Source organism: Puniceibacterium sp. IMCC21224 (genome assembly GCF_001038505.1).
Taxonomy (GTDB): Bacteria; Pseudomonadota; Alphaproteobacteria; order Rhodobacterales; family Rhodobacteraceae; genus Puniceibacterium.
In genome coordinates, this window is record NZ_LDPY01000001.1 from 390,047 (window position 1) to 411,779 (window position 21,733).

Annotated in this window: 24 protein-coding genes; 8 read left to right on the forward strand and 16 right to left on the reverse strand. The window is 61.0% G+C overall.

Annotated elements, in window-relative coordinates:
• The first annotated feature begins 70 nt into the window (after window positions 1-70).
• Genes flhA through IMCC21224_RS01875 form a run of 4 tightly spaced genes read left to right on the forward strand, consistent with a single transcriptional unit; the run spans window position 71 to window position 4,414 of the window.
• Window positions 71-2,155: a flagellar biosynthesis protein FlhA gene (flhA, locus tag IMCC21224_RS01860; RefSeq protein ID WP_047993902.1), complete on the forward strand. Its 2,085-nt coding sequence runs from the start codon at window positions 71-73 to the stop codon at window positions 2,153-2,155.
• On the forward strand, window positions 2,152-2,916 hold the full coding sequence (locus IMCC21224_RS01865; protein WP_047993903.1) for a flagellar biosynthetic protein FliR: 765 nt from the start codon (window positions 2,152-2,154) through the stop codon (window positions 2,914-2,916). Before flhA ends, IMCC21224_RS01865 begins: the two co-directional genes overlap by 4 nt.
• Window positions 2,916-4,001 (forward strand): flagellar biosynthesis protein FlhB, encoded by a 1,086-nt coding sequence (locus tag IMCC21224_RS01870; protein ID WP_047993904.1) that lies wholly within the window; start codon window positions 2,916-2,918, stop codon window positions 3,999-4,001. Before IMCC21224_RS01865 ends, IMCC21224_RS01870 begins: the two co-directional genes overlap by 1 nt.
• Window positions 4,001-4,414: a hypothetical protein gene (locus IMCC21224_RS01875; protein WP_053078866.1), complete on the forward strand. Its 414-nt coding sequence runs from the start codon at window positions 4,001-4,003 to the stop codon at window positions 4,412-4,414. Before IMCC21224_RS01870 ends, IMCC21224_RS01875 begins: the two co-directional genes overlap by 1 nt.
• An 8-nt stretch (window positions 4,415-4,422) precedes the next feature.
• Here IMCC21224_RS01875 and IMCC21224_RS01880 read toward each other — a convergent pair whose 3' ends face one another.
• The 9 genes from IMCC21224_RS01880 to IMCC21224_RS01920 are packed head-to-tail and all read right to left on the reverse strand — an operon-like array spanning window position 4,423 to window position 9,017.
• Window positions 4,423-4,926, reverse strand: a complete 504-nt coding sequence (locus IMCC21224_RS01880; protein WP_047993905.1) for a flagellar basal body-associated FliL family protein — start codon at window positions 4,924-4,926, stop codon at window positions 4,423-4,425.
• Window positions 4,927-4,938: 12 nt separating this feature from the next.
• Window positions 4,939-5,673, reverse strand: a complete 735-nt coding sequence (flgH, locus tag IMCC21224_RS01885) for a flagellar basal body L-ring protein FlgH (RefSeq protein WP_047993906.1) — start codon at window positions 5,671-5,673, stop codon at window positions 4,939-4,941.
• A gap of 7 nt (window positions 5,674-5,680) precedes the next feature.
• Window positions 5,681-6,091: a flagellar basal body P-ring formation chaperone FlgA gene (flgA, locus tag IMCC21224_RS01890; RefSeq protein ID WP_047993907.1), complete on the reverse strand. Its 411-nt coding sequence runs from the start codon at window positions 6,089-6,091 to the stop codon at window positions 5,681-5,683.
• Complete coding sequence (gene flgG, locus IMCC21224_RS01895; protein ID WP_047993908.1) at window positions 6,091-6,876, reverse strand: flagellar basal-body rod protein FlgG; 786 nt, start codon at window positions 6,874-6,876, stop codon at window positions 6,091-6,093. The genes flgA and flgG overlap by 1 nt, the downstream gene beginning before the upstream one ends.
• 15 nt (window positions 6,877-6,891) lie before the next feature.
• Window positions 6,892-7,605 carry a flagellar hook-basal body complex protein gene (locus IMCC21224_RS01900; protein WP_047993909.1) on the reverse strand — a complete coding sequence of 238 codons (714 nt, stop codon included), beginning with the start codon at window positions 7,603-7,605 and terminating at the stop codon, window positions 6,892-6,894.
• Window position 7,606: 1 nt separating this feature from the next.
• Window positions 7,607-7,876 carry a flagellar biosynthetic protein FliQ gene (locus tag IMCC21224_RS01905; RefSeq protein WP_047993910.1) on the reverse strand — a complete coding sequence of 90 codons (270 nt, stop codon included), beginning with the start codon at window positions 7,874-7,876 and terminating at the stop codon, window positions 7,607-7,609.
• A gap of 9 nt (window positions 7,877-7,885) precedes the next feature.
• Window positions 7,886-8,176: a flagellar hook-basal body complex protein FliE gene (fliE, locus tag IMCC21224_RS01910; RefSeq protein ID WP_047993911.1), complete on the reverse strand. Its 291-nt coding sequence runs from the start codon at window positions 8,174-8,176 to the stop codon at window positions 7,886-7,888.
• A gap of 31 nt (window positions 8,177-8,207) precedes the next feature.
• A complete protein-coding gene (gene flgC, locus IMCC21224_RS01915) occupies window positions 8,208-8,600 on the reverse strand; it encodes a flagellar basal body rod protein FlgC (protein WP_047993912.1) in 393 nt (130 codons plus the stop codon).
• Window positions 8,601-8,615: 15 nt separating this feature from the next.
• Window positions 8,616-9,017 (reverse strand): FlgB family protein, encoded by a 402-nt coding sequence (locus IMCC21224_RS01920; protein WP_197089154.1) that lies wholly within the window; start codon window positions 9,015-9,017, stop codon window positions 8,616-8,618.
• Window positions 9,018-9,102: 85 nt separating this feature from the next.
• On the opposite strand from IMCC21224_RS01920, the gene IMCC21224_RS01925 reads away from it, so the two are divergent.
• Window positions 9,103-10,491: a FliI/YscN family ATPase gene (locus IMCC21224_RS01925; protein ID WP_047993914.1), complete on the forward strand. Its 1,389-nt coding sequence runs from the start codon at window positions 9,103-9,105 to the stop codon at window positions 10,489-10,491.
• Window positions 10,492-10,774: 283 nt separating this feature from the next.
• Here the strand turns inward: IMCC21224_RS01925 and IMCC21224_RS01930 are convergent, their stop codons facing one another.
• From IMCC21224_RS01930 to IMCC21224_RS01940, 3 genes are all read right to left on the reverse strand, one after another.
• Window positions 10,775-11,461: a D-lyxose/D-mannose family sugar isomerase gene (locus IMCC21224_RS01930; protein WP_047993915.1), complete on the reverse strand. Its 687-nt coding sequence runs from the start codon at window positions 11,459-11,461 to the stop codon at window positions 10,775-10,777.
• A gap of 209 nt (window positions 11,462-11,670) precedes the next feature.
• The gene (locus IMCC21224_RS01935; RefSeq protein WP_047993916.1) at window positions 11,671-12,279 is read right to left on the reverse strand and encodes an enoyl-CoA hydratase/isomerase family protein; all 609 of its coding nucleotides are present in this window, start codon (window positions 12,277-12,279) and stop codon (window positions 11,671-11,673) included.
• Entirely contained in the window at window positions 12,276-13,025 is a 750-nt protein-coding gene (locus tag IMCC21224_RS01940) for an SDR family oxidoreductase (RefSeq protein ID WP_047993917.1), read from the reverse strand. Before IMCC21224_RS01940 ends, IMCC21224_RS01935 begins: the two co-directional genes overlap by 4 nt.
• A 124-nt stretch (window positions 13,026-13,149) precedes the next feature.
• On the opposite strand from IMCC21224_RS01940, the gene IMCC21224_RS01945 reads away from it, so the two are divergent.
• Window positions 13,150-14,676, forward strand: a complete 1,527-nt coding sequence (locus tag IMCC21224_RS01945; protein ID WP_047993918.1) for a DUF2125 domain-containing protein — start codon at window positions 13,150-13,152, stop codon at window positions 14,674-14,676.
• A 93-nt stretch (window positions 14,677-14,769) separates the two neighbouring features.
• On the opposite strand, the gene IMCC21224_RS01950 is transcribed toward IMCC21224_RS01945, so the two are convergent.
• The 4 genes from IMCC21224_RS01950 to IMCC21224_RS01965 form a co-directional block, all read right to left on the reverse strand.
• Complete coding sequence (locus tag IMCC21224_RS01950; protein WP_047993919.1) at window positions 14,770-16,212, reverse strand: pilus assembly protein TadG-related protein; 1,443 nt, start codon at window positions 16,210-16,212, stop codon at window positions 14,770-14,772.
• Window positions 16,212-16,616: a TadE/TadG family type IV pilus assembly protein gene (locus tag IMCC21224_RS01955; protein WP_047993920.1), complete on the reverse strand. Its 405-nt coding sequence runs from the start codon at window positions 16,614-16,616 to the stop codon at window positions 16,212-16,214. Before IMCC21224_RS01955 ends, IMCC21224_RS01950 begins: the two co-directional genes overlap by 1 nt.
• Window positions 16,617-16,831: 215 nt before the next feature.
• Window positions 16,832-17,584: an SDR family NAD(P)-dependent oxidoreductase gene (locus tag IMCC21224_RS01960; protein WP_047993921.1), complete on the reverse strand. Its 753-nt coding sequence runs from the start codon at window positions 17,582-17,584 to the stop codon at window positions 16,832-16,834.
• A gap of 86 nt (window positions 17,585-17,670) precedes the next feature.
• Entirely contained in the window at window positions 17,671-18,924 is a 1,254-nt protein-coding gene (locus IMCC21224_RS01965; RefSeq protein WP_197089155.1) for a UbiH/UbiF/VisC/COQ6 family ubiquinone biosynthesis hydroxylase, read from the reverse strand.
• A gap of 45 nt (window positions 18,925-18,969) precedes the next feature.
• Between IMCC21224_RS01965 and IMCC21224_RS01970 the strand changes: the two genes are divergently transcribed.
• Together IMCC21224_RS01970 and IMCC21224_RS01980 are read left to right on the forward strand one after the other, a co-directional pair.
• Window positions 18,970-20,301: an amidase gene (locus IMCC21224_RS01970; RefSeq protein ID WP_047996794.1), complete on the forward strand. Its 1,332-nt coding sequence runs from the start codon at window positions 18,970-18,972 to the stop codon at window positions 20,299-20,301.
• Window positions 20,302-20,550: 249 nt separating this feature from the next.
• Window positions 20,551-21,732, forward strand: a complete 1,182-nt coding sequence (locus tag IMCC21224_RS01980; protein ID WP_047993923.1) for an aminotransferase class I/II-fold pyridoxal phosphate-dependent enzyme — start codon at window positions 20,551-20,553, stop codon at window positions 21,730-21,732.
• The last annotated feature ends 1 nt before the right edge of the window (window position 21,733 follow it).

Sequence of the window (21,733 nt, forward strand, 5' to 3'; positions counted from 1 at the left end):
CAACGGTGAGGACGATGACAGGACGAACAGAAAATTCCGCAGGGCGGGACCGGGCTGACGGGTCCTGCGTATGAACCTCAGTTTTTCCAAGTCTCTGTTCCGGCCCACAGTCCTTCTTGCGGTGGCGCTGATGGCGGTCATCGTCATGATGATTCTGCCGGTCCCGTCCTGGGTGCTGGACGTTGGCCTTGCCACATCTTTTGCGCTGGCAATTCTGATCTTTACCGTGACGCTCTTTATTGAGCGACCTCTGGATTTTTCGGCCTTTCCGACCATCTTGCTTGCGTCGCTGATGTTGAGACTGTCGCTGAATGTAAGTTCGACCAAACTGATCATCGGCAGCGGTCACGAAGGCACCGACGCGGCGGGGGACGTCATCCAGGGCTTTGCCAATTTTGTCATGGGTGGCAGCGTCTTTATGGGGCTGGTGGTGTTCGGGGTGCTGATGATCGTCAACTTCACCGTCATCACCAAGGGCGCTGCCCGAATGGCCGAAGTTGGCGCGCGTTTCGCGTTGGACGGGATGCCGGGCAAGCAACTGGCGATTGACAGCGATATGGCCGCTGGGGCGATTGATCATGCCGAGGCCAAGGCGCGGCGCGAGCGTGAATTGCAGGAGACGACTTTTTTCGGATCGCTCGATGGTGCGTCGAAATTCGTCAAGGGCGATGCTGTCGCTGGTTTGTTGATCACGCTGCTGAACCTTGTGATGGGCGTCATCATGGGGTCATTTGTGCATGGGATGAGCCTGTCAAACGCGTTTGAGACATACGCTATTTTGACAGTCGGCGACGGTCTGGTGTCGCAAATCCCGGCGGTGATCATCTCGATTGCATCCGCGTTGTTGCTGGCGCGTGGCGGCGCAACGGGGGCGACCGATCTGGCGCTGGTCGCGCAATTGGGGCGCTATCCGGCAGCTCTGGGAACGGTTTCGGTGCTGATGGTATTGTTTGCGCTGGTGCCTGGTCTGCCGTTCCTGCCCTTTATTGCGGGCGGCGCTGTGTTGGGCGGCGCGGCCTTCTACATGGCGCGCAAACCGCTGCCCAAAGAGAGCGGTACAACAGAGGAACCGGTGCCAACGGGTCCGGTGATCAAAGCAATTGCCGATGTCCTGGATCTAGACGACATTCACCTCGAATTTGCCCCGGATCTGGTCAATATGGTGCTGGATCCGGGGACCGGGCTCGATGTGCGTATTTCGAACATGCGCACGCATATCGCGTCGACCTTTGGCCTGATCATGCCTGAAATCCGGCTTACCGATGCCGCGGCTTTGACGCCCGGAACATATGTGATCCGCATTCAGGGGGTCGAGGTGGCGACAGGGGTGCTGAATCCGGATCTGGTACTTGCGCTGGTGCCGGAAACCCATACGTCGCTGCCCGACGGCAAGGACGTGAACGAACCGGTCTACGGTGCCCCCGCGCGCTGGATCAAACCGGAACATCAGGAACGCGCTGCACTGACCGGAGTCACCATCGTCACCCCGACCGAGGTGCTGGCGACGCATCTTCTCGAAGTGATCAAGCGCAACTTTGGCCGCCTGCTTAGTCTGAAATCCCTGCGTCGGTTGCTGGACGAAATGGTCGCCCTGACCAATCCCACCCGTGCCGAGGCAAACCGCCGCCTGATCGACGAGCTGATCCCGGACCGGGTGCAGATTGATGTCCTGCATGCGGTGTTGCGGCTGTTGCTGGACGAACAGGTGTCGATCCGCAATCTGCCCTTGATCCTCGAAGCGATTGCAGAGACGCGGGGCCAGGCGGCCCGTCCCGAGGCGATCTGCGAACATGTGCGCCAGCGGCTTGGCTTTCAGCTGGTGGCTGGGATGCGGCGCAAGGACGGCACCATCCCACTGATCCAGCTTGCGCCAGAGTGGGAAGAGGTATTCAGCCATTACCAGATTGATGGCGACCGGGGCGGCATCGACATCGCCCTGCCACCCGAACAGTTCGAGTCGCTGACCAGTGGCGTGTCAAAAGAGGTCGGTGAAGCCGGCGCGCGTGGCATGTTTCCGGCACTGGTGACGTCCGGCCGTCGCCGCAGGTTCCTGCGCACGATCTTAGCGGCCAAGGGAATACCGAATCCGGTGCTGTCGTTCGAAGAGATTGGCATCGAAGCGCGCCCCTCTCTGGTTGGCGTGGTCGCGGCATGACGGCGTTGCTGGAGGGCGTTCAGACCGGGCTATGGGGTGCTTTCCTGGTATTTCTGCGGACGGGATCGGCACTTATGGTGCTCCCGGTTTTTGGCGAACGAATGGTACCGGTTCGCGTGCGGCTTTTAATCTCGCTTGGCCTGACAGCCATCGTCGCACCCGCAGTCCTGGGGACTGTGCGAATCCCGGGCGCCTCCGTCGGCGCGCTGGCGCTCTGCCTGGGAACTGAAACGGTCTCGGGCCTCGCTATCGGGTTGTCCTTGCGGCTTTTTGTGCTCGCTTTGCAGACCGCCGGGTCGATCGCGGCGCAATCCACGTCGCTGTCACAGCTCTTCGGTGGCAATGTCACAGACCCGCTGCCAGCAGTGGGCCACATCCTGACCGTTGCCGGCATGGCGTTGCTGGTGATGACCGGCCTGCACGTCAAAGCCGCGGCCTATTTCATCTTTTCCTACCGGATGCTGCCGCTGGCCAGCTTTCCCGATGGCGCGATGCTTAGCAACTGGGGGCAGGCGCATATCAACCAGATGTTCGGTCTTGCCTTTACGCTTGCCGCGCCGTTTATAATCCTGTCGATACTTTACAACCTGACCCTGGGCGTCATCAACAAGGCGATGCCACAGCTCATGGTCGCCTTTGTCGGCGCACCGGTGATTACATTTGGCACGATCGCCCTGCTGTTTTTCGCAGCTCCGGTATTGTTGACGGTCTGGGTTCAGGCGTTTGATCATTTCCTGACCAACCCGTTTGGTATGCCCTGATGGCTGGCGATGACGACAGTGACAAGACACATGACGCCTCTCAGCACAAGCTTGAGGAGGCGCGCAAAAAGGGTGAAATCGCACGGTCTGCAGACCTTTTGACCGCCGTCGCCTATGCAGGTTTGCTGCTGGCGTTTCTGACGCTTGGGCAGGGTACATTGACCGGGTTGGGCAACGCGCTGATACCCCTGATAGATCAGCCCGACCGGCTGGCACCGCTGTTCTTTTCCGGGACGGCTCTGGTGCCGACAGGTGAATTGATGCGTCAGGCGGTCCGCCCGATTCTGCCATGGCTGCTGGTTCCGGCACTCGCCGTCTTTTTGGCGTTGGTGGCACAGCGCGGCCTGTTGTTCACACCGACCAAGCTTTCGCCCAAGATGTCACGCCTGTCGATGATCGAGAATGCCAAGAACAAATACGGTCGCCGCGGTCTGTTCGAATTCGCCAAGAGTTTTGTCAAACTAATGGTCTACTCCACCTGTCTCGGCTTTTTCCTGTCGGCACATCTGGAAACGATTGTCGGCAGTCTTCAGGGGGGGCCGGGGGCCGTGATGCAGATTCTTGGCGGGTTGCTGATCAAGTTGATGACATTGGTAGTCTGCATCGCCGCCGCGATCGGTACAATAGACGTATTGTGGCAGCAGCAGGAACATCAAAGAAAAAATCGAATGTCGCACAAAGAATTGCGCGACGAATACAAGGAATCCGAGGGTGATCCGGCGATGAAGCAGCATCGCCGCGCGCGGGCGCAGGAAATCGCCATGAATCATATGATCCTCGACGTGCCCAAGGCGGATGTCATCATCGTGAACCCGACCCACTATGCTGTCGCCCTCACCTGGAGCCGCGAGCCAGGAGAGGCGCCAGTCTGTGTCGCCAAAGGCGTGGATGCCGTCGCGGCACGTATCCGCGAGATAGCGATGAAAGAAAATATCCCGATCCATTCGGATCCGCCGACGGCCCGCGCGCTGCACGCCACTGTCGAAATCGGCGCGCAGATTGATCAGCAACACTATCGCCCGGTTGCTGCGGCCATTCGCTTTGCCGAGGATATGCAGCGCCGGGCTCGGGAAAGGGGACGATAGTGCCATCTGATTTTGACGATATGACCGTGATCACCGCTCTGATGCAGGATCGGGCGCTGGCCAGTTACCGGCGGACGCTGGAAGAAGAAGTGTCGCTGCGTCAGGAGCTTGGCGAGATCGAGCAACTGCGTATCGCGGCGCTGCATCGTGACTCTCAGGATATTGCGCGCCGTGTGACGGGGGCCGACGGATTGTGGCAGGGCTGGATTGCGCGCCGTCGTACGGGCTTGAATCAGGAACTCGCGATGTTGCAGATCCGCAAGAGCGCCCAGCGTACTCTGGCGCAGACAGCCTTTGCGCGCAATCAGGTGGCTGAAGAGTTGGCAAAGGGCGACAACACGCAAAAAAACAGGCGTCGCGAAGCAATGCTGGATCAGCGGTTGCGCGACGCCTGTTCCGGTTTCACCGAATGATGGAAATTTCAGGCATCCTGACGGGCAATTTCGGTGATCAGCACATCAGTCACCGACGGGCCGATATGGTCCTTGGCAACCTGCATCAATGCGCGCCGCAGCGTGTCGAGCTTGTCCGACTGGGTGAACGATCCCTTGAACCCGCCAAGGTTGGCGTGATCAAAGAGAACCTGCAGAAACCCATCCCTGAGCCGCGGCTCACGGGAATAGACGGCTTCTGTTGCGCCGGGTTTCACCTCAACGCTGAGCGACACCACGACGAGCGATGATATCCGGTCCTCTCCGACGATTGGCACGACGAATTGATTGCTCATTTTGACATATTCGCGCTGGGCGAGCAGGTCGACCTCCTCTAGCAGCGCCGCCGCAGCCAGATTGTGCGTATTCTCCGAGGTCAGCGGGCCGCAATCCGCCAGCGTTGCGTGCTCTTCGCCTGGTTTCATCACGATGCCGGCGCCGACGCCGGCGCCGACACCCATCAGGGCCAATAGGATGGGAAGTAGTTTCTTCATTTCAATGTCCTCTCAGAATGGCAAAATGACGTCGAGCACCTGTTGCCCATAGCGCGGTTGCTGAACATCGGTGATTTGCCCGCGACCGCCGTACGAGATGCGGGCCGACGCGATTTTGTCGTATGTAATCTCGTTCTGGCGCGAAATGTCGGCAGGGCGGACGTACCCCGAGACCAGCATCTCGCGGAGTTCGAAATTTACCCGCACCTCTTGCGAGCCTTCGATGGCGAGGATGCCATTGGGCAGTACTTGGACAATGGTGGCGGCGACGCGCAACGTCAGTTTTTCATTGCGTTTGACGGACCCATTACCTTTTGATCCGCTGGAACTATCGAGTGAAACCGCCTGATCCATGCTGGCACCGTCAGGCAGATTTTCATCGGCGCGCTGAGGCAAGCCGAAGAGGTGGGGAATGCCAAGCGTTTCTGAACCTGAACGGGACCGCGCGGTGGCGTTTGAAATCTCGGCCTCTTCGTCAATCTCGACCACAACCGTCAGGATGTCGCCGCGGTTCATCGCGCGCCGGTCCCCCAGCAACGATTGCCGCCCACCATCCCAGAGCGATGCACTGTCAACACCACGGGCATGCGGAAGGCTCGTCTCCAAGCTCGCGTAGAGCATGGCGTCGTGTTCCTGTCCGTCCTGAATCGGAGAGAAATCCGGTTCTTTGCCGATATGGCCAACGCGATTGCAGGCGGTCAGCGAAAGCAGGAGGCAGGTTGTCAGCGGCAGAAGGTTGGGGGTCATCTGATCCTCACTGGGAGACGTGGACAGAGCCGTCAGGCGATACTGTTCCAAAAAGGTTGACGTGTGACGCGATGTTCATCACCCGGATCCGTTCGCCTACGGCGCCGCGGTCAAGCGCGCGGGCCTCGGAGGTGATGCGCAGCCCACCGGTTTCAAACACCAGTTCGACGATCTGGTTGCGGGCAATCAGGGCGGGGGGCATCACATGAGCGGTCAGGATTGGCCGACCGGGATAGAGCGCAACGCGCGCCTCCATCCCGATGATATCATCGAGCTTGACGCCGGTATTGCCGCCCGCGTCCCCCCGCACCGCGTCCGGGCCAATGATTTCCTGCGCCCGGATGGTGCGCGTCGCGACCACGGTCTCGGCAGCGGCCGGCAGACCGGCGATGAGGCTGAACAGAAGCAAAAGACGCATCAGCGGATCTGTGTCGTTGCGCCGAGCATCTGGTCAGCGGCGGAAATGACCTTGGCGTTCAACTCGTAACCACGCTGTGCTTCGATCAGTTCGGTCACCTCGCGTACGGCATCGACCGAACTGTCCTCCAGATACCCCTGTCGCAGCGTTCCCAGCCCGTCCTGTCCGGCGGTGGTCACATTGGCCGGCCCCGAAGCTTCGGTTTCAACAAAGAGATTGCCGCCGATGGCCTCAAGCCCCTTTGAATTGCTGAATCCGGACAGGGTAAACTGTCCCAGCAACTGGGCCTCTGCCTCGAGGGCGAAATAGGCATAGACCTCACCATCCGAGTTGATCGAAATGCTGCGGGCGTCGTCGGGAATGGTGATCTCGGGTGCGACTGGATAGCCGTCCGAGTTGACGATCAACCCTTCGCCGGTACGTTTGAGGCCACCATCACGGGTATAGGCTGCTTGGCCCGAGGGCAGCGTTACTTCGAGGTATCCCTGACCGTCGATTGCAAGGTCGAGATCGCCGCCAGTGGCCGACAGGGAACCCTGCGCGAGCTGAACCGACACTGCGGAGGGACGGACGCCAAGGCCAAGCTGCACACCGGTCGGCAAAACCGTTCCGTCGGCAGCGTTCACAGTGCCCGCCCGAGCGACCTGCTGATAGTGTAGATCGGCAAATTCGGCGCGCCGCGCGTTGTAGCCCGTGGTGCTCATGTTTGAGAGATTGTTCGAGATGACCTCGACCCGCATCTGTTGGGCGCTCATGCCCGTGGCCGCAATTTTCAGCGCACGCATTGTGTGGCTCCTTTGTTATCGGATGAACGTCTTGAGTGCGTCGCGCACCCGTTCGTTTTCAGCGTCCAGAAAGCTTTGACCCATTTCGTAGGCGCGTTGGACGTCGATCATGCGCGCGATCTGACCGACGGGGTCGACATTGGACCCCTCTAGAAAACCCTGTTTGACACGCGGCAGTTCGACCGGATCATACCCTGCATCGGCGCGGAACATCACGCCGCCCTCGCGCTGCATATCCAGCGGGGCAATGGGCATGACGACCCCCAACTGCCCAATAGGCCGACCATCGGTGCTGATTGTCCCGTCGCCGGAGATAGCGAGATCGTCGGCATCGGGCGGCACAAACAGGGGCGCGCCCCCGGCGTCCAGAACGGGATATCCGTCCATAGTAACCAGATCGCCGTTGGCGCTGGGCGAAAACGCCCCGGCGCGGCTCAGCCGTTCGCCCTGCGGAGTCTGTATCAGAAAGAACCCATCGCCCTCGATCCCGACGTCAAATTTGCCGCCGGTCCGGGTCAGGGCGCCCTGCAGTGCCGACGTGTTTTGGATGCGCGCTGTCGCCATCGACACGCTTTGACCAGTGTCAGTACGTTGCACGTATTCGGAAAAAATAACCCCCTCCTGACGGTAGCCGGTGGTCGCGGAGTTGGCGATGTTGTTGGCGATGACCTGCATTTCGCGCATCAGCCCGGACTGACGGGTCAGGGTGGTATAGCCGGTGGCTTCCATCTCAGCCTCCTGTAATGATCGGGATCAGTTGATCCTGGAAAAACGACACCAGAGTTTGTGTCATGAAGCTCATCGATATCCAGAACACGACGACGATGGCCCCCAGTTTCGGGACAAAGGTCAGGGTCATTTCCTGGATCGAGGTGAGAGCCTGAAACAAGCCCACCGTGACCCCCGCAACCAAGGCGGCCGACAGGATTGGCACCGACGTGATGGTGGCGATCCAGAGCCCCTGGCGCAGTGTGTCAAAGAAAATGGCTTCGGTTAGCATGATTGGCCCTCAGACCGGCATCCGCAGGATTTCCTGATAGGCCTCAACCACCTTGTTACGGACGGTCACCACCGCCTCGACGGCGAGTTCTGATTGCGCCAGCGCCTGCACAAGGGCGTGCGGATCGGCGTCACCGGTCAGGGCTGATTCGGCGATACCCTCGCTTTCGCGCAGGGTGGTGGCAAAGTCCTCGGCAAAGTCGACAACGCCCTGTTGCGCCGGCGCCATTTCGGGCGTGGGTTCTGTCGCAGGGCGAGAGGCCGCATATTTCTGTGCGGCAAAGAGTGAGCGGACGTCCATTCTGGTCTCCATTCATGTTGAGTGTGGGGGGTTAACGTCGCAACAGCTCCATCAGGCTGGTTGACATCTGTCGTGCCTGATCGAACATCTTGAGGTTGGCTTCGTAGGATCTCTGAGCTTCGCGAGAGTCAGCGATCTCGATGATCACATTGACGTTTGATCCCTCGTAGACGCCATCCGCGTTGGCCATCGGGTGTGAGGGATCAAAAATTTCTGTCAGTTCGGACTGGTCAAGGTTGACCCGACCGGTGCTGATGGTTTGCACATCGTCGTTTGCGCTGCGGTCGAGTTCAAACGGGATCGTCTTGCGGCGATATCCGGGGGTGTCGGTGTTGGCGATGTTTTCGGACAGGATCCGCAGCCGCATCGACTGCGCCCGCAATCCGCTGGAAGACACCGATAAGGAATCGTTGAAATCGCTCATGTAAAGGCCTCCTTCTTAGCCACGACCGAGGCTAGTACGCAGCAGGGTCATGTTGGATCTGTAAATGGCGAGGGCGCGTTCGTGGTCGCGTTTGGCTTCGACTGCGACCAGCATTTCCTCTTCCAAGGCAACGCCATTACCGTTGGGGTCAACAAGGCTGCGACTTTCGGTGATGGTGGCCGTGTCGGATGTGCGCTGGCCCAGCATGTGGCCGGAGCGCGTCGCGCGCAGCGGCAGGCTGCCAGCGCCCGGGCGGTTTTTCCCCGCCTGAACCGTTTCGGCAAAATCAGATACCACACGGGCCTGATATCCCGGTGTATCCGCATTCGCGATATTTTGCGCGCTCACGGCCTGACGGGTTCCGGCGTGCCTGGCCAGCGCCATGGCGGTCTTGAATATGTCCAGATTCTGGAACATCGGGGCTTCTCCCTCGATTGGCTTCAACCAAGGCTTAACTGTGATTCCTTTAGAAACGGTTTGCAGAGCTTTAAGGGAGCGACCGATGGACAGGACCGAGATTTCAGGCTTGAGGGCACAGATAAGCAGTTTGCATGCCGTCCGCGCGATGGGGCGGGTGCGGTCTGTTGATGGCACGGTGATCTGGGTGCGCGGTCTGGCGCGCAATGCGTCAATTGGCGATCGCGTGCGGTTGTTGCGCCGCGCAGGGTTGCCGCTGTTAGAGGGTGAAGTGTTGCGTATCAGGGATGAGGAAATTGCAATGTTGCCGGATAGCGGTGTCGACGGCGTCGCGCAGGGGGACCGGGTCGCGGTTCTGGGGCCGCCGACCCTGGCACCCTGCGATTCGTGGATTGGTCGGGTCATCGATCCTTATGGCCAGCCGATCGACGGGTTTCCGCTGGTGCCAGGATCGCGGCGGCGTCCGTTTCGTGCCGCGCCTCCGCCCGCTGCACAGCGCCGTCCGTTGGGTGGACGTCTGGCGACGGGGTTGGCCGTGTTTGACACGCTTTTACCGATCGTTCGCGGCCAGCGGATCGGGCTCTTTGCTGGGTCCGGTGTTGGAAAATCACGTCTTCTGGCGCAGCTTGCGCGTGGGATGCAGGCGGATATCGTCGTTCTGGCGTTAGTGGGGGAACGTGGCCGCGAGGTCAGTGAATTTGTCGCCAATGTGCTCGGACCAGAAGGGATGGCCCGCGCCGTGGTGGTGGCCGCAACATCGGATCGGTCCCCACTCGAGCGGCGGCGCTGCCCTCAGGCTGCGATGACGATTGCCGAGCATTTCCGCGATCAGGGCGCGCATGTGCTGTACCTCGCCGATTCGATCACCCGCTTTGCCGAGGCGCATCGAGAGGTTGCCATCGCTTCGGGCGAAATGCCCGCGCTGCGCGGGTTTCCCCCCTCGACGGCGCATCAGATCATGACGCTGGCCGAGCGCGCGGGTCCGGGGATTCGCGATACAGGCGACATAACGGCGGTATTTTCTGTGCTTGTAGCCGGGTCCGACATGGACGAGCCAGTGGCCGATATCCTGCGCGGGGTGCTTGATGGACATGTGGTGCTGGACCGGCAGATTGCCGAACGTGGCCGGTTTCCGGCGATTGACCTACTGCGTTCGGTTTCCCGCAGTCTGCCAGAAGCGGCAAGCGAGGATGAAAACGTTCTGATTGGGCAGGTGCGCCGTTTGTTGGGGGCTTACGCGCGGTCTGAGACGATGATTCGCGCTGGGCTGTACCGTGATGGCACCGACCCGTTGCTGGATCAGGCGATCCGCGCCTGGCCTGAACTCGAACAGTTTCTGGGGGACTCTGCGCCCGCAGGTGTCGAAAACGCCTTTTCCCGTCTCAAGCTGTTGATGCGGCGGGTCAGCGCTGGATCTGGCACTGCCGCAGGGACGCCGGCACCGCGACCAGCCCGCAACTCCTCGGCCATATAAAGGTGATGGAGGCCGACGGCCGAAATTTGCGCGACGTTCAGCCCCTTGTTCCTTTCTGCCAAAATACGACCGTCTTCGCGCCGAAAGAGGGGATAACAGGGAACAGACGTTGGCCAGCGGGACTGTGGTTTAGGTTTAACATCCCGCTGATACGGAACATCGCGGATCAGTGGCAGTGCCTTCACGCTCCGGCGTGAATTGTCCTCTCCTCGTTCGCAGCATTATGCTGCTGGGCTGCGGAAAACCGAACTGTGTCGACCGTTCAGATTTTCCGCGCGGGATCTCAGGACAGCCACTGGGCATAGTCCCCGACAAGCAGATGAGTGGGGGCTACATCCTCTTGGATATGTGCGAACCGTCCGATGGGTTCGCGAAAAATGTTGTCGGTGGTGTCGTCATTCACTGTCGAGACTTCGCCGATTAGAACATCGCCGCCCTCGCCCCAGAAGGCGTGCCAGTCACCCGGCATCAGTGTGACGCTTTCGCCTGGGGCAAACCGCAGTTTCTCGCCGGGCGCAAAATCGCGCGCAATGCCGTCGCAGAACACCATGCCGCCACGATCCTCGGCAAAGTTACCCTGATCGTCCGAGCCGTAGAGTTCAACCACCATGGTGGCGCCACCGCGGTTGATGATATCCTCGGCTTTGATGACATGGGTGTGCATCGGGCTAAGCTGATCCTGTCGCGAGATCAGCAATTTTTCAGCGTAACACATGCCGCCGCCGCGTTGCAGATCGGCGAGGCGACCATTGCGCAGAGTGAACAGGAACAACCCCATCTCGTCAAACCGCTCATCGCCGTAGTCGGTGATGTCCCAGCCGCAGCGGGCATCAATCAGAGAGCGGGCCGCGCTGGCGCGGGATACAAATTCGTCCGGGGTCCAATAGGCAAAGGGCGGCAGGGTAAATCCGTAGTGGCGGATCATGTCGTCTGCCTGTGCCATGATGTCGTTGATGCGGGATCGTTTCATGCGGGAACCTTTGCGCGACGGAAAAATTCGATGACCATGGCGGCGGACTGGGTATCGCGTCCGCCTTCGCAACCCGCGCCATTCTGGGGCTGGTGATATTCGTCAAAGCGGTCGTACTCAACAATTTGCGAAGATGCGGCAGAAAGATTTTTGCGCACCCGCCGTCATGCGTGGGGAATGGACCCGCGTCGGGGCAGGCCCAGCCAAGCCTAACCAATCATGCGCTTGATCATCGTCGCATGGGTCACATCCGCCGCCATGGTGTCGGTTGCCAGTGTGCGGCAGGTCTGGTGCAGATCCGCAGGCTCGCTCAGACGGTCCAGCAGACCCCAGTCGAGCGCCTCTTGGGTGTCGATCTTTTGCCCCGCCATCAGGATCATCCTCGCGCGGGACGGGCCGATCAGTGCAACCAGACGTGCCGGATCGGACGGTTGCGGCAAAAAGCCCAGCTTCATTACCGGATAGAACACGCGGGTTCCAGGCACGGCGACACGCAGATCGCAGGCCAAAACCATACCCATGGCACCGCCGGCCACGGTGCCGTTCAGCGCCGCGATGCTGAGTCCAGGCAGCGCCGCAATGGCAGTTGAAAGCCGTTCCCAGAGCGGTGAGACAGCCAGCCCGGCCCGTGCGGCCTCCAGATCGGCGCCGGCGCTGAACACGCGGCCGGTGCCGGTCAGGATCACGGCACGCGCTTCTTGGGCGGCCTCCATGATCCGGCTCAACTCATCCAGCATCGCCTCTGTCAGGGCGTTGGCCTTGTCCGGCCGGTCGAGCGTGACGGTCCACAACCCGCCAACCTGATCCAGCCGGATCATGTCAGGCCGACCTTTTTCCGAATGTCGTCGTCGCGCAGAGAAATCTCATCGCCGAGCCATGCGTCAGCCTCGGGGGTGCACATCCACAGCAGCGCCCGTGCGGGCCAGTCGGCGGGAATATGCACCTCCCAGTCCAGCTGGCTGACCGGGTTGATGCCGCTGGACTTGATCTCGCGCTGCATCTGGGTCGCGACGGTGCCGGGGGACAGGCCAATGGCGCGAATGCCTGCATCGCGCTCTTCCTTGTCGACGCAGCGGGTCAGCATCGCGGCGGCGGCTTTGGAGGCGCAGTAATGCGACCACGCCTCGACCGGGCCATGCGCTGCGCCCGAACTGATCGTCAGGATGGTGCCGCCGCCTGCGGACTTCATCACCGGCAATGCCGCGCGCATTCCGTGGAACACGCCCTTGAGGTTGATGTCGATGACTTGGCCCCAGCCGTCGGGGTCGGCCTCATCCATGCGCGCGATGGGTTCGATCACGCCTGCGTTGTTGATCAGCACATCCAGTGTGCCAAAGGCGGTGAGGCAATTGCGTACCGCCTGATTGACCTCCCAATAGCGTGAGATATCGCAGGGGATCGCCACGGCGCGCGGCCCGATCTCACCGGCGAGTTCCGCCACCGCATCAGCCGAACGCGCGACCAATGCGACATTGGCGCCAGCGTCGGCAAAAATCCGCGCGGCCGAGGCACCGATGCCGCGGCTCGCTCCGGTGATCATCACAGTTTTTCCCGTCATATCCATGGCAAGCTCCTGTTCCCGCTACTCTCATGTGTTAAAGCCCCGATCAGTCATGGTCCAGCCCCTTGACCCAAGGCCCGCCAGCACGGAAGCTTGGGTATTCGTTGGGGCACAGAAAGGATATATTATGTTCGACAAGACAGGTTTTTGGGGCAGTACCGCCCTCGCATTGGCCCTGACAGCGGGGGCGGCGCAGGCTGATGTCACCCCGCAACAGGTCTGGGATGAGCTTGAGACGTATTTTCAGGATTTCGGCTATGTCGTGAACGCGACCGAAACACAAACCGGCAATGTTCTGACCGTGACCGATTTCAGCGTCACCATGGACATGCCAGAAGAGGACGGCAGCCTGCGCTTTGACGCCTCAGAGGTGGTGTTGACCGACCTGGGGGATGGGCGCATTTCGATTGATTTTCCGAATGTGATGCCGATCACGATGTCGATCTCTGCGCCGGACGAGGACCCGATCGAACTGGTGGTGAACTACACTCAGGACGGGCTCGATATGATCGCGTCGGGTGCGCCGGGCGATCTGGTCTATGATTACACGGCTGACGGGCTGAGCATGATTCTGGTTGAGTTGGTGGTCGACGGAAAGCCAATTGACCGCAGCGCTGCCCGTGTCGAGGTCACTATGACCGGACTTGAGGGCCAGTCCATGGTCAAAAATACCACGACGCGGGACATCAGTCAGGTTATGAAGATGTCCGGGCTAAGCTATGATTTGGCCTTTAACGACCCTGACAGTGACGGCGCAGGCCTGTTTTCGGGCACGCTCAGCGATCTGACCTTTGAGGGATCGACCTCGATCCCGGCGGATCTGGACATGAATGCCCCCTCGGCGCTGGCGACCTCGGGACTGAAAGGGTCGGGCCGGTTCGACTATGCCGCCGGTCAGTCGCAATTCTCGGCGACCGAGCGGGGCGATACAACAGCGGGCCAGACCTCGTCCGAGGGGGCAAGCCTGCTGGTTGGGTTCTCGGGAGAGGCGATCACTTATGCGCAAACCGGCAAGAACATGACCGTCGCGATGAGCGGTGGAGAACTGCCGTTCCCGGTTACGGTTGCGATGGAAGAGACCGCATTCAACCTGACGATGCCGGTGGCCGAGTCCGAAGAGCCGCAGAAGGTCGCGATGGGCGTCACGCTGGGCGGCTTCACCATGTCGGATCTGTTGTGGAACCTCTTTGATCCGGCCAAGGCGCTGCCGCGCGATCCGGCGACGGTGTCGTTTGATCTGGTCGGGCTGGCCACACCGTTCATCAATCTGTTCGACCCTGCGGCGGTCGAGGCGCTGGATGCCACGGGCGGGGTGCCGGGCGAACTGAATTCTCTGACGTTGAACAACCTGACCGTCGATGCGGCGGGGACTCGGTTGACGGGCGTTGGCGACTTCACCTTCGACAACTCGGATCTTGAAACCTATGATGGCATGCCGCTGCCGGTTGGGTCGGTGATGCTAGAAGTGAGCGGTGCCAATGCGCTAATCGACAAGTTGATCGCCATGGGGCTGATGGCCGAACAGGATGCCATGGGCGCACGGATGATGATGAGCATGTTCACTGTGCCGGGGGATTCGCCGGACAACCTGAAATCCAAGCTTGAGTTCAACGAGCAGGGGCACATTTCTGCCAATGGCCAGCGGATCAAGTGACAGCACCGCCACGAGGCGGAGGCGCTAGAAATCAGACCGGACGCTCTGTGTAGAGCGTCCGGTCTGATTGAAGGCGGGAAACAGTGCAAGCGCTCAGCGCACCAGAACCGTCCGGTAGCCTGATCCGCCGCTCTCGGCCACAGGTGCCGGTTCGGTGTTGATCTCATAGGCGCTTTCAAGTTGCGCACCACACCCGGTGACACGGTAGTTTCCTCCAAGGGATACGTTTTGCTGGGCCTCGAAATACAGCCCGCCAGCGCTCCTCATTGCGCCGCCGGGATGGAACTGCGCCCCTGCGCCAACGACCCCGTACAACCCTGTGGCGCCGCCCAGCGACAGGTAGTTGAGGGAAAAGATATAGGTGTTGAACGTGCCTGTGTCACAGTAGTGATCGGGATCGCCCCAGCGCACGGAACCGGATGCGTTAAAGCTGCTGCCGGCCAGAAAGAATGATCGCTCAAAGGCCAGATTGGCCCCGCCACCGATGGTGATCTGCGACGCGGCGATGATGGCGATGTCGTTCGCGTCCACATTCCCTTCGAGCGACACTGACCCCTTGGTCACAAAGATCGTGTCTGAGTTCATCTCGAAGATGCCGCCCCAGTTTTCCCATGGCTGCATGGTTCCGGGTGCCTTGAGAACGGTGTAGCTTTCCTTCAGCCACTGAACCTTTTTGCCCTGAAACTCAGGGGGCAATTCGCTGCCCATGTAGATGTCGCCGCTCGCATAGTTCCTGAGTTCAGCGAAAATCGCATCGTAGCGCGCAGGAAGCGCGTCGAGGAGAGGGGTCTCTAGCGACTTGGCGCGTTTCAGAAGGTCGGGATCGTTTGCGCCGTAGCTGCCGTTGCGCACGTGGTTGACGGTAACGTTTTCGATACGCGCCGCACTGAGTTCGTTGCCGGGGCCGTACCAGTCGTCGCCGCCGGTGCGCAGGCCGGTTTCGCCATGCAGGCAAACCGCGCCAAGCCATTCGTTGCCGCCGCCGGTTTCCATGAAACCTTTGGTCATGATCATGGCATTGTTGCACGGAGCCGCCACAGGCGTCCCGCCACCAGTTGGCGCGCCGGTGGGGGCCATGGCGATTGCGTCGGCCGATACCTGCCAGTCCGAATGCCCCAGCAGCTGCAACAGATACAGGTCCACAGCGTTGTCGCGCAGATCAACCCGTTCGGAGGATACTCTGGCCGCGTTGATATCCGCCGGATCCGCGAGCTCTGATACCACGGTGAAATCACCCGTTGCGGTATCGTACCAGCCCAATTCGATATCGGCTTCGACAATGGCGTCGCCGTGTTCTTCGATAGGCAGGTTGCGATGTGCGACCTCCATCGCGCGGTCCATCGCCAGACTTCTGTCCGATACATTCGATGCCGCAGCCATGGCTGTCGCGTCGACAGCCATCTGCATCTGTTTCTTGACGCGGAATACGTTGGTCACGTCCATCGAAATCCCGGCCCCCAGAAGTATCACGATGACCAAGAACAGGGATGTGACGGTGCTGAATCCCTCTTCTGTCCGTGCAAAGCGGCTGATCATCACATGTCCTCGGGCGCTGCAACGACTTCGATCCACATTGTGGACCGCGCTTCGAGCGTACCGGGAAGAACGTGGTTGAGGAACACAGCGACAGATTCGACAGGAACCCGGATGACCGACGTAACATAGCCGTCTTCGGATGTAATCTCGACCTCGAGCCCATCGCGGCTTGCTTCGCGTTCCGCAATCTGTTGCTCGGCTTCTTCTGCCGTGTGGATGCCCAGGGACACCTGTCGCGACCCGTTATAGGCGTCTTCGTACAGCATTTGCTGGTTGTAAAACAGCATGACAAGGTCCGTGGACCCCATCATGAAAAAGAGGATAAATGGGAACCACAGGGCGAATTCTACGGTCGAAGAACCGTCAGCCGAGCGGCAAAACCGTTTGAGAAAGTTGGAGAGCATTCGCGTACCTCTACTGCGTTGCCATCCATCTCCTGCTGAATCGCGTAAGAAATTTGCTGAAAATGCGTCCGACATGGGGCACAGGCCCGTTTCTAGTCAAATTTGTTAAAACTATATGGATTCGTAGGCATCGCGCATTTTGTTTGTGCTCAAATGATAGGCAGACCTTTCGGCCTACATGCTTGGCGACTTGCTGCGTGCCGGTTGACCGCAGTCTAACCGCGCAGTGCCGGCAGGCCGACCCCGGTTGATTCGAACCCCCCATCCACGGCGATGACCTGCCCGGTGACGTACGAGGCTTTGTCCGACGACAAAAAGGCGATGACTTCGGCAATTTCACGCTCTGACCCGTACCGGTTGAGCGGGATCGCGTCATGATAGGCGTCAATAATGGCCTGACTGTGGACGGCCATGGCCAGTTTGGTGCGCACCGGTCCGGGGCAGACGCAATTGGCGCGGATGCCGTATTCCCCCAACTCGGCGGCTTGTTGTTTTGTCAGGTGGATTACCCCGGCCTTGGATGTCCCATAGGCCACCCGCAGGGTCGACGCGCGCAGCCCGCTGATTGAGGCGATGTTGACGATAGCACCCCGTGTGTCGCGCAACGCCGCGATACAGGCCTGCGTGCACAGGAACGCGCCATCAAGATTGGTTTCCATCACCCGGCGCCAGCGTTTGAAATCGGTCTCTTCGATCGGGCCGAAATCAGCGACGCCAGCGTTGTTGACCAGCGCGTCGATCCGCCCGGACCAGTCCAGTGCGGCCTGTGCCATTGTGGCCACCGCGTCGGGGTCTGACACATCAACGCTGAGGGGGTGCACGCTCTGACGGGGGCCTGCGGCCTCGGCCAATTCTTCGCGGTCACGATCCACCATGACCACCCGCCACCCCATCTCAAGAAACAGGTCTGTGGTGGCAAGACCGATGCCGCGCGCGGCGCCCGTCACAAGTGCGGTTTTCTGGTCCATCTCAAACCCCTGTTTCTGCAATGCTGCGCCCTTAGTGGCATGGTGTGTTGGGCTGGGAAAGGGGGCATAGGGCCCCATTCACGGGCTTAGTCCCGCATCAGGTCCGGCAGATCACCGGACAGACCCGCCGCTTCGCGCATGGCGCCACGTCGCAGGGCAGGGGCTGCGTTGACCAGCGCCATACCCAGATCACGCGTCGCACGCAGCAGCGGATTGTCACTGGAAAAGAGCCGGTTGAAGATGTCTGTCGCAGCGGCAAGCGTCGCGGTGTCGAACCGCCGCCACTGGGCATAGCGATCAAGGACAAGCGGGCTGGCGATATCCTCTCCGCGTCGCTGGGCGTGGTCCAGCACATGCACCAGCGCAGCGACATCGCGCAGCCCGGCATTCAGGCCTTGTCCGGCGATGGGATGCACCGCATGTGCCGCATCTCCCACCAACGCCAGACGGTCCGCGACGATGTGATTGGCAAGGCTGAGTCCCAGCGGGTAGCTGTAGCGCGCCCCGGCAAGGGTGATCTGCCCAAGAAAATCACCGAACCGAGGCCGCAGGACCGCCAGATAATCAGCGTCGCTCAGCGCATTGATCTGTGCGGCCAACGCGGTTTCTTCGGTCCAGACGATGGCGCTTTGATTGCCGGTCAACGGCAGGATTGCCAGTGGGCCCGACGGCAGGAAAAGTTGATGCGCGGTGCCTTCATGCCGGGCTTCATGTGCTATGGCGCAGACCAGCGCGCTCTGCCGGTACTGCCACCCGGTGCGGGTGATCCCTGCACGCCGGGCGGTGCCGCTGCCCTTACCATCCGCGCCGACGATCAGCTGCGCCGTCAGGGTTGTGCCGCTGGCGAGGGTCAGGCTTGCACCATCTGGTCCGGTGGACTGCGCAACAACTGTCTCGCCCGCGCGATGGTCGATGCCGGGTGTTGCGGCCAGTGCATCAAGCAGGGCAAGACGGAGGTGGCGGTCTTCGATCATATAGCCGGTCGGGCCGTCCGCAATCTCTGCAGCATCAAAGTCGAGACCAAGGAATGTTGTCCCCATCCCGATGCGACCGTCACTGACCTGAACCCTGCGGATTGGCTCTGCGTTGGGGTCAAGTGCCTGCCATAGATCCAACGCCGCCAGCATCCGCTGCGACCCAAGAGCAAGCGCGTAAGAGCGTCCGTCGAACGCTGGCAGGGCGCGGGTCGCGACTGGTAGCGCGTCGATCAGCGCCACCCTCAGCCCCAGGCGGGCGCAGGCGAGCGCGAGCGCACAGCCATTCAGGCCACCTCCGACGATTGCAATATCTGTATCCCGTATCATGCGCTGCAATATGGCGGCGCGGGCGGGATTGTCCATGCGCCGCACTGCCGCTACCGTCCGGCCAAAGCAGGAGAGATGCAGATGACGAACTGGACCCGGACCACCGCCGCAGAGTTGGGGCGCGGCATCGCACGGGGCGAGATTGACCCGGTCGCATTGACCACGCAATTTCTGGACGCGATCGCAGCGCATCCGATGCGCGACCGGATCTATGCGCGGGTGATGCCGGATCGCGCCCTGAGCGAGGCGCGCGCCGCGTCGGTGCGGGCGGTGGCGGGGCAACGGCTGTCAGCGCTGGACGGGGTTCCGGTCAGCTGGAAGGATCTGTTCGACACAGCAGGCGTCGCAACTGAATCAGGTACGGCCCTACTGAAAGGGCGCGTCCCGTCGACCGATGCCGAGGTGCTTCGGGTTGCGACGGCGATGGGGCTGGTTTGCCTGGGCAAGACGCATATGTCCGAACTGGCGTTTTCCGGGTTGGGGTTGAACCCGGTCACGGCCTCGCCGCCTTGCGTGAATGACGCAGATGCGGTGGCGGGGGGGTCATCTTCGGGGGCGGCGGCGTCGGTGGCGTTTGGCCTTGCGGCGGCGGCAATCGGTTCGGACACTGGCGGATCGGTTCGGATTCCTGCCGCGTGGAACGATCTGGTCGGCCTCAAGACCACGTCGGGACGCCTGTCGCTAAAAGGGGTCGTGCCGCTGGCCGCGCGTTTTGACACCGTTGGTCCGCTGACCCGGACGGTCGAAGATGCGGCGCTGATGCTGGGTGCGCTGGAAGGGCAGGGGGGGCTGGATTGTCGTGCGGTGCCAGACCTCAAGGGGCGCCGCTTTGCTGCGCTACAGACCATTGTGGTGGACGATTTGCGGGATGCCCCACGTGCGGCCTATCTTTCGGCGCTTGAGCGGATGCAGGCGGCTGGCGCAATCATCGAGCCGCTGGAGGTGCCCGAAATACGCGGGCCGATGGGCGACGCCGGTGTGCTTTATACGACCGAAGCCTGGGGCACCTGGCGCGAGCTGATTGAGGCGCATCCCGACGCGATGTTCGCACCAATCCGCGAACGCTTTGCTGCCGGTGCGCAGTTCTCGGGGGCGGACTATGTCGCGGCTTGGCAACGACTGGATCAGGTGCGCATGGTTTGGGCGTCGGCCGTGGCCGGATATGACGCCGTGCTGTGCCCCAGCGCGCCAAACCTGCCGCCCAAAGCAGACAAGCTGATGGAGCAGGGTGAATATTACGTCACCGAGAATCTGATGACCTTGCGCAACACGCGGGTTGGCAACCTGATGGGGCTAGCGGCAATCACGTTGCCCACCGGCGTGCCGAGTTGCGGCATTCAGGTGATGGGGCAGCCAATGGGCGAAGATGCACTGCTGCGGCTGGCGCTGTCGGTCGAAGCGGCTTTGGCCTGATGCACTGGCCCTGCGGTGCAGGGTCAATGCCTTTGGCGGCGATAAATTTTACCGGACCGCAGTGACAGCGGGTCTGACAGGTGCGCCGGACGATGATTCCCGCAGGCCAGAGCATCGGATTCTTCGGCGCTGCGATTTTCCTGCCACAGCTGCCCGATTGCATTGGCTTTTTCTGGACGGCCAGCGCGCCATTGCGTATCCTGCGTCAAAGCGGGGCGTTCATGATCCCGCATCCAGAGGCAGTTGAATATGTTTCCCGAGCGGTTTTCGAACCTTCCGGCCTATGCGTTCCCGCGTCTGCGGAGCCTTTTGGACGTCCACACACCGGGCGGCCCGGTCATGCACATGACGATTGGCGAACCAAAGCATGATTTCCCCGGCTGGGTCGGTGGACTCATCGCCGAGAATGTTGGCGCGTTTGGGAAATATCCGCCCAATGATGGCACCCCCGAACTGCGCGCGGGGATTCGCGACTGGATCGCGCGGCGCTATGGCGTTGAGGTCGACGCCGATCAACAGGTTGTGGCGGTAAATGGCACGCGCGAGGGGCTGTATAACGCTGCAATGGCGCTCTGCCCCGAACGCAAGGATGACCAACAGCCCATCGTCCTGACGCCGAACCCGTTTTATCAGGTTTACATGGTGGCGGCGATTTCAGTCGGAGCCGAGCCGGTGTTTGTCGCCGCGACCGCCGAAACCGGGTTCCTGCCCGATTTCATGGGGCTGTCAGAGCAGGTGCTGAAACGTACGGCGCTGGCCTATATCTGCTCACCGGCCAATCCACAGGGGGCGGTTGCGGATCGGGTGTATTGGGAACAGCTGATCGGCCTGGCAGAAAAATACGATTTTCAGATCCTGGCCGATGAATGCTATTGCGAGATCTACCGCGATACGCCGCCTGTAGGTGCGCTGGAAGTCGCGCGCGACATGGGCGCGGATCCCGAACGGGTGCTGAGCTTTCATTCTCTGTCCAAACGGTCGAACCTTCCGGGATTGCGCTCAGGGTTCGTTGCTGGCGGGCCGCAAAGTATCGCACGCATCAAACAGCTGCGGGCCTATTCCGGGGCGCCGATTCCGCTCCCGCTTCAGCATGTGTCCGAAAAGGTTTGGGCCGACGAGACGCATGTCGAGGAGAACCGCAGGCTCTATCAGCAGAAGTTCGCACTGGCCGACCGGCTGTTTGGCAATGTGGCCGGGTACATCCCGCCCGAAGGTGGTTTTTTCCTGTGGCTGCCCGTTGACGATGGCGAAGCGGCGGCGCTGAAGCTGTGGCAAGAGACAGGGATCAGGGTGCTGCCCGGAGCCTATCTGGCGCAGGGAACCGGGGATCAAAACCCCGGACAAGGATACATTCGCGTGGCCATGGTGGCCCCGCTGGAGGACTTGCAGGAAGGGCTCACGCGTCTGCGTGACTGCCTGTACGAAAGATAAG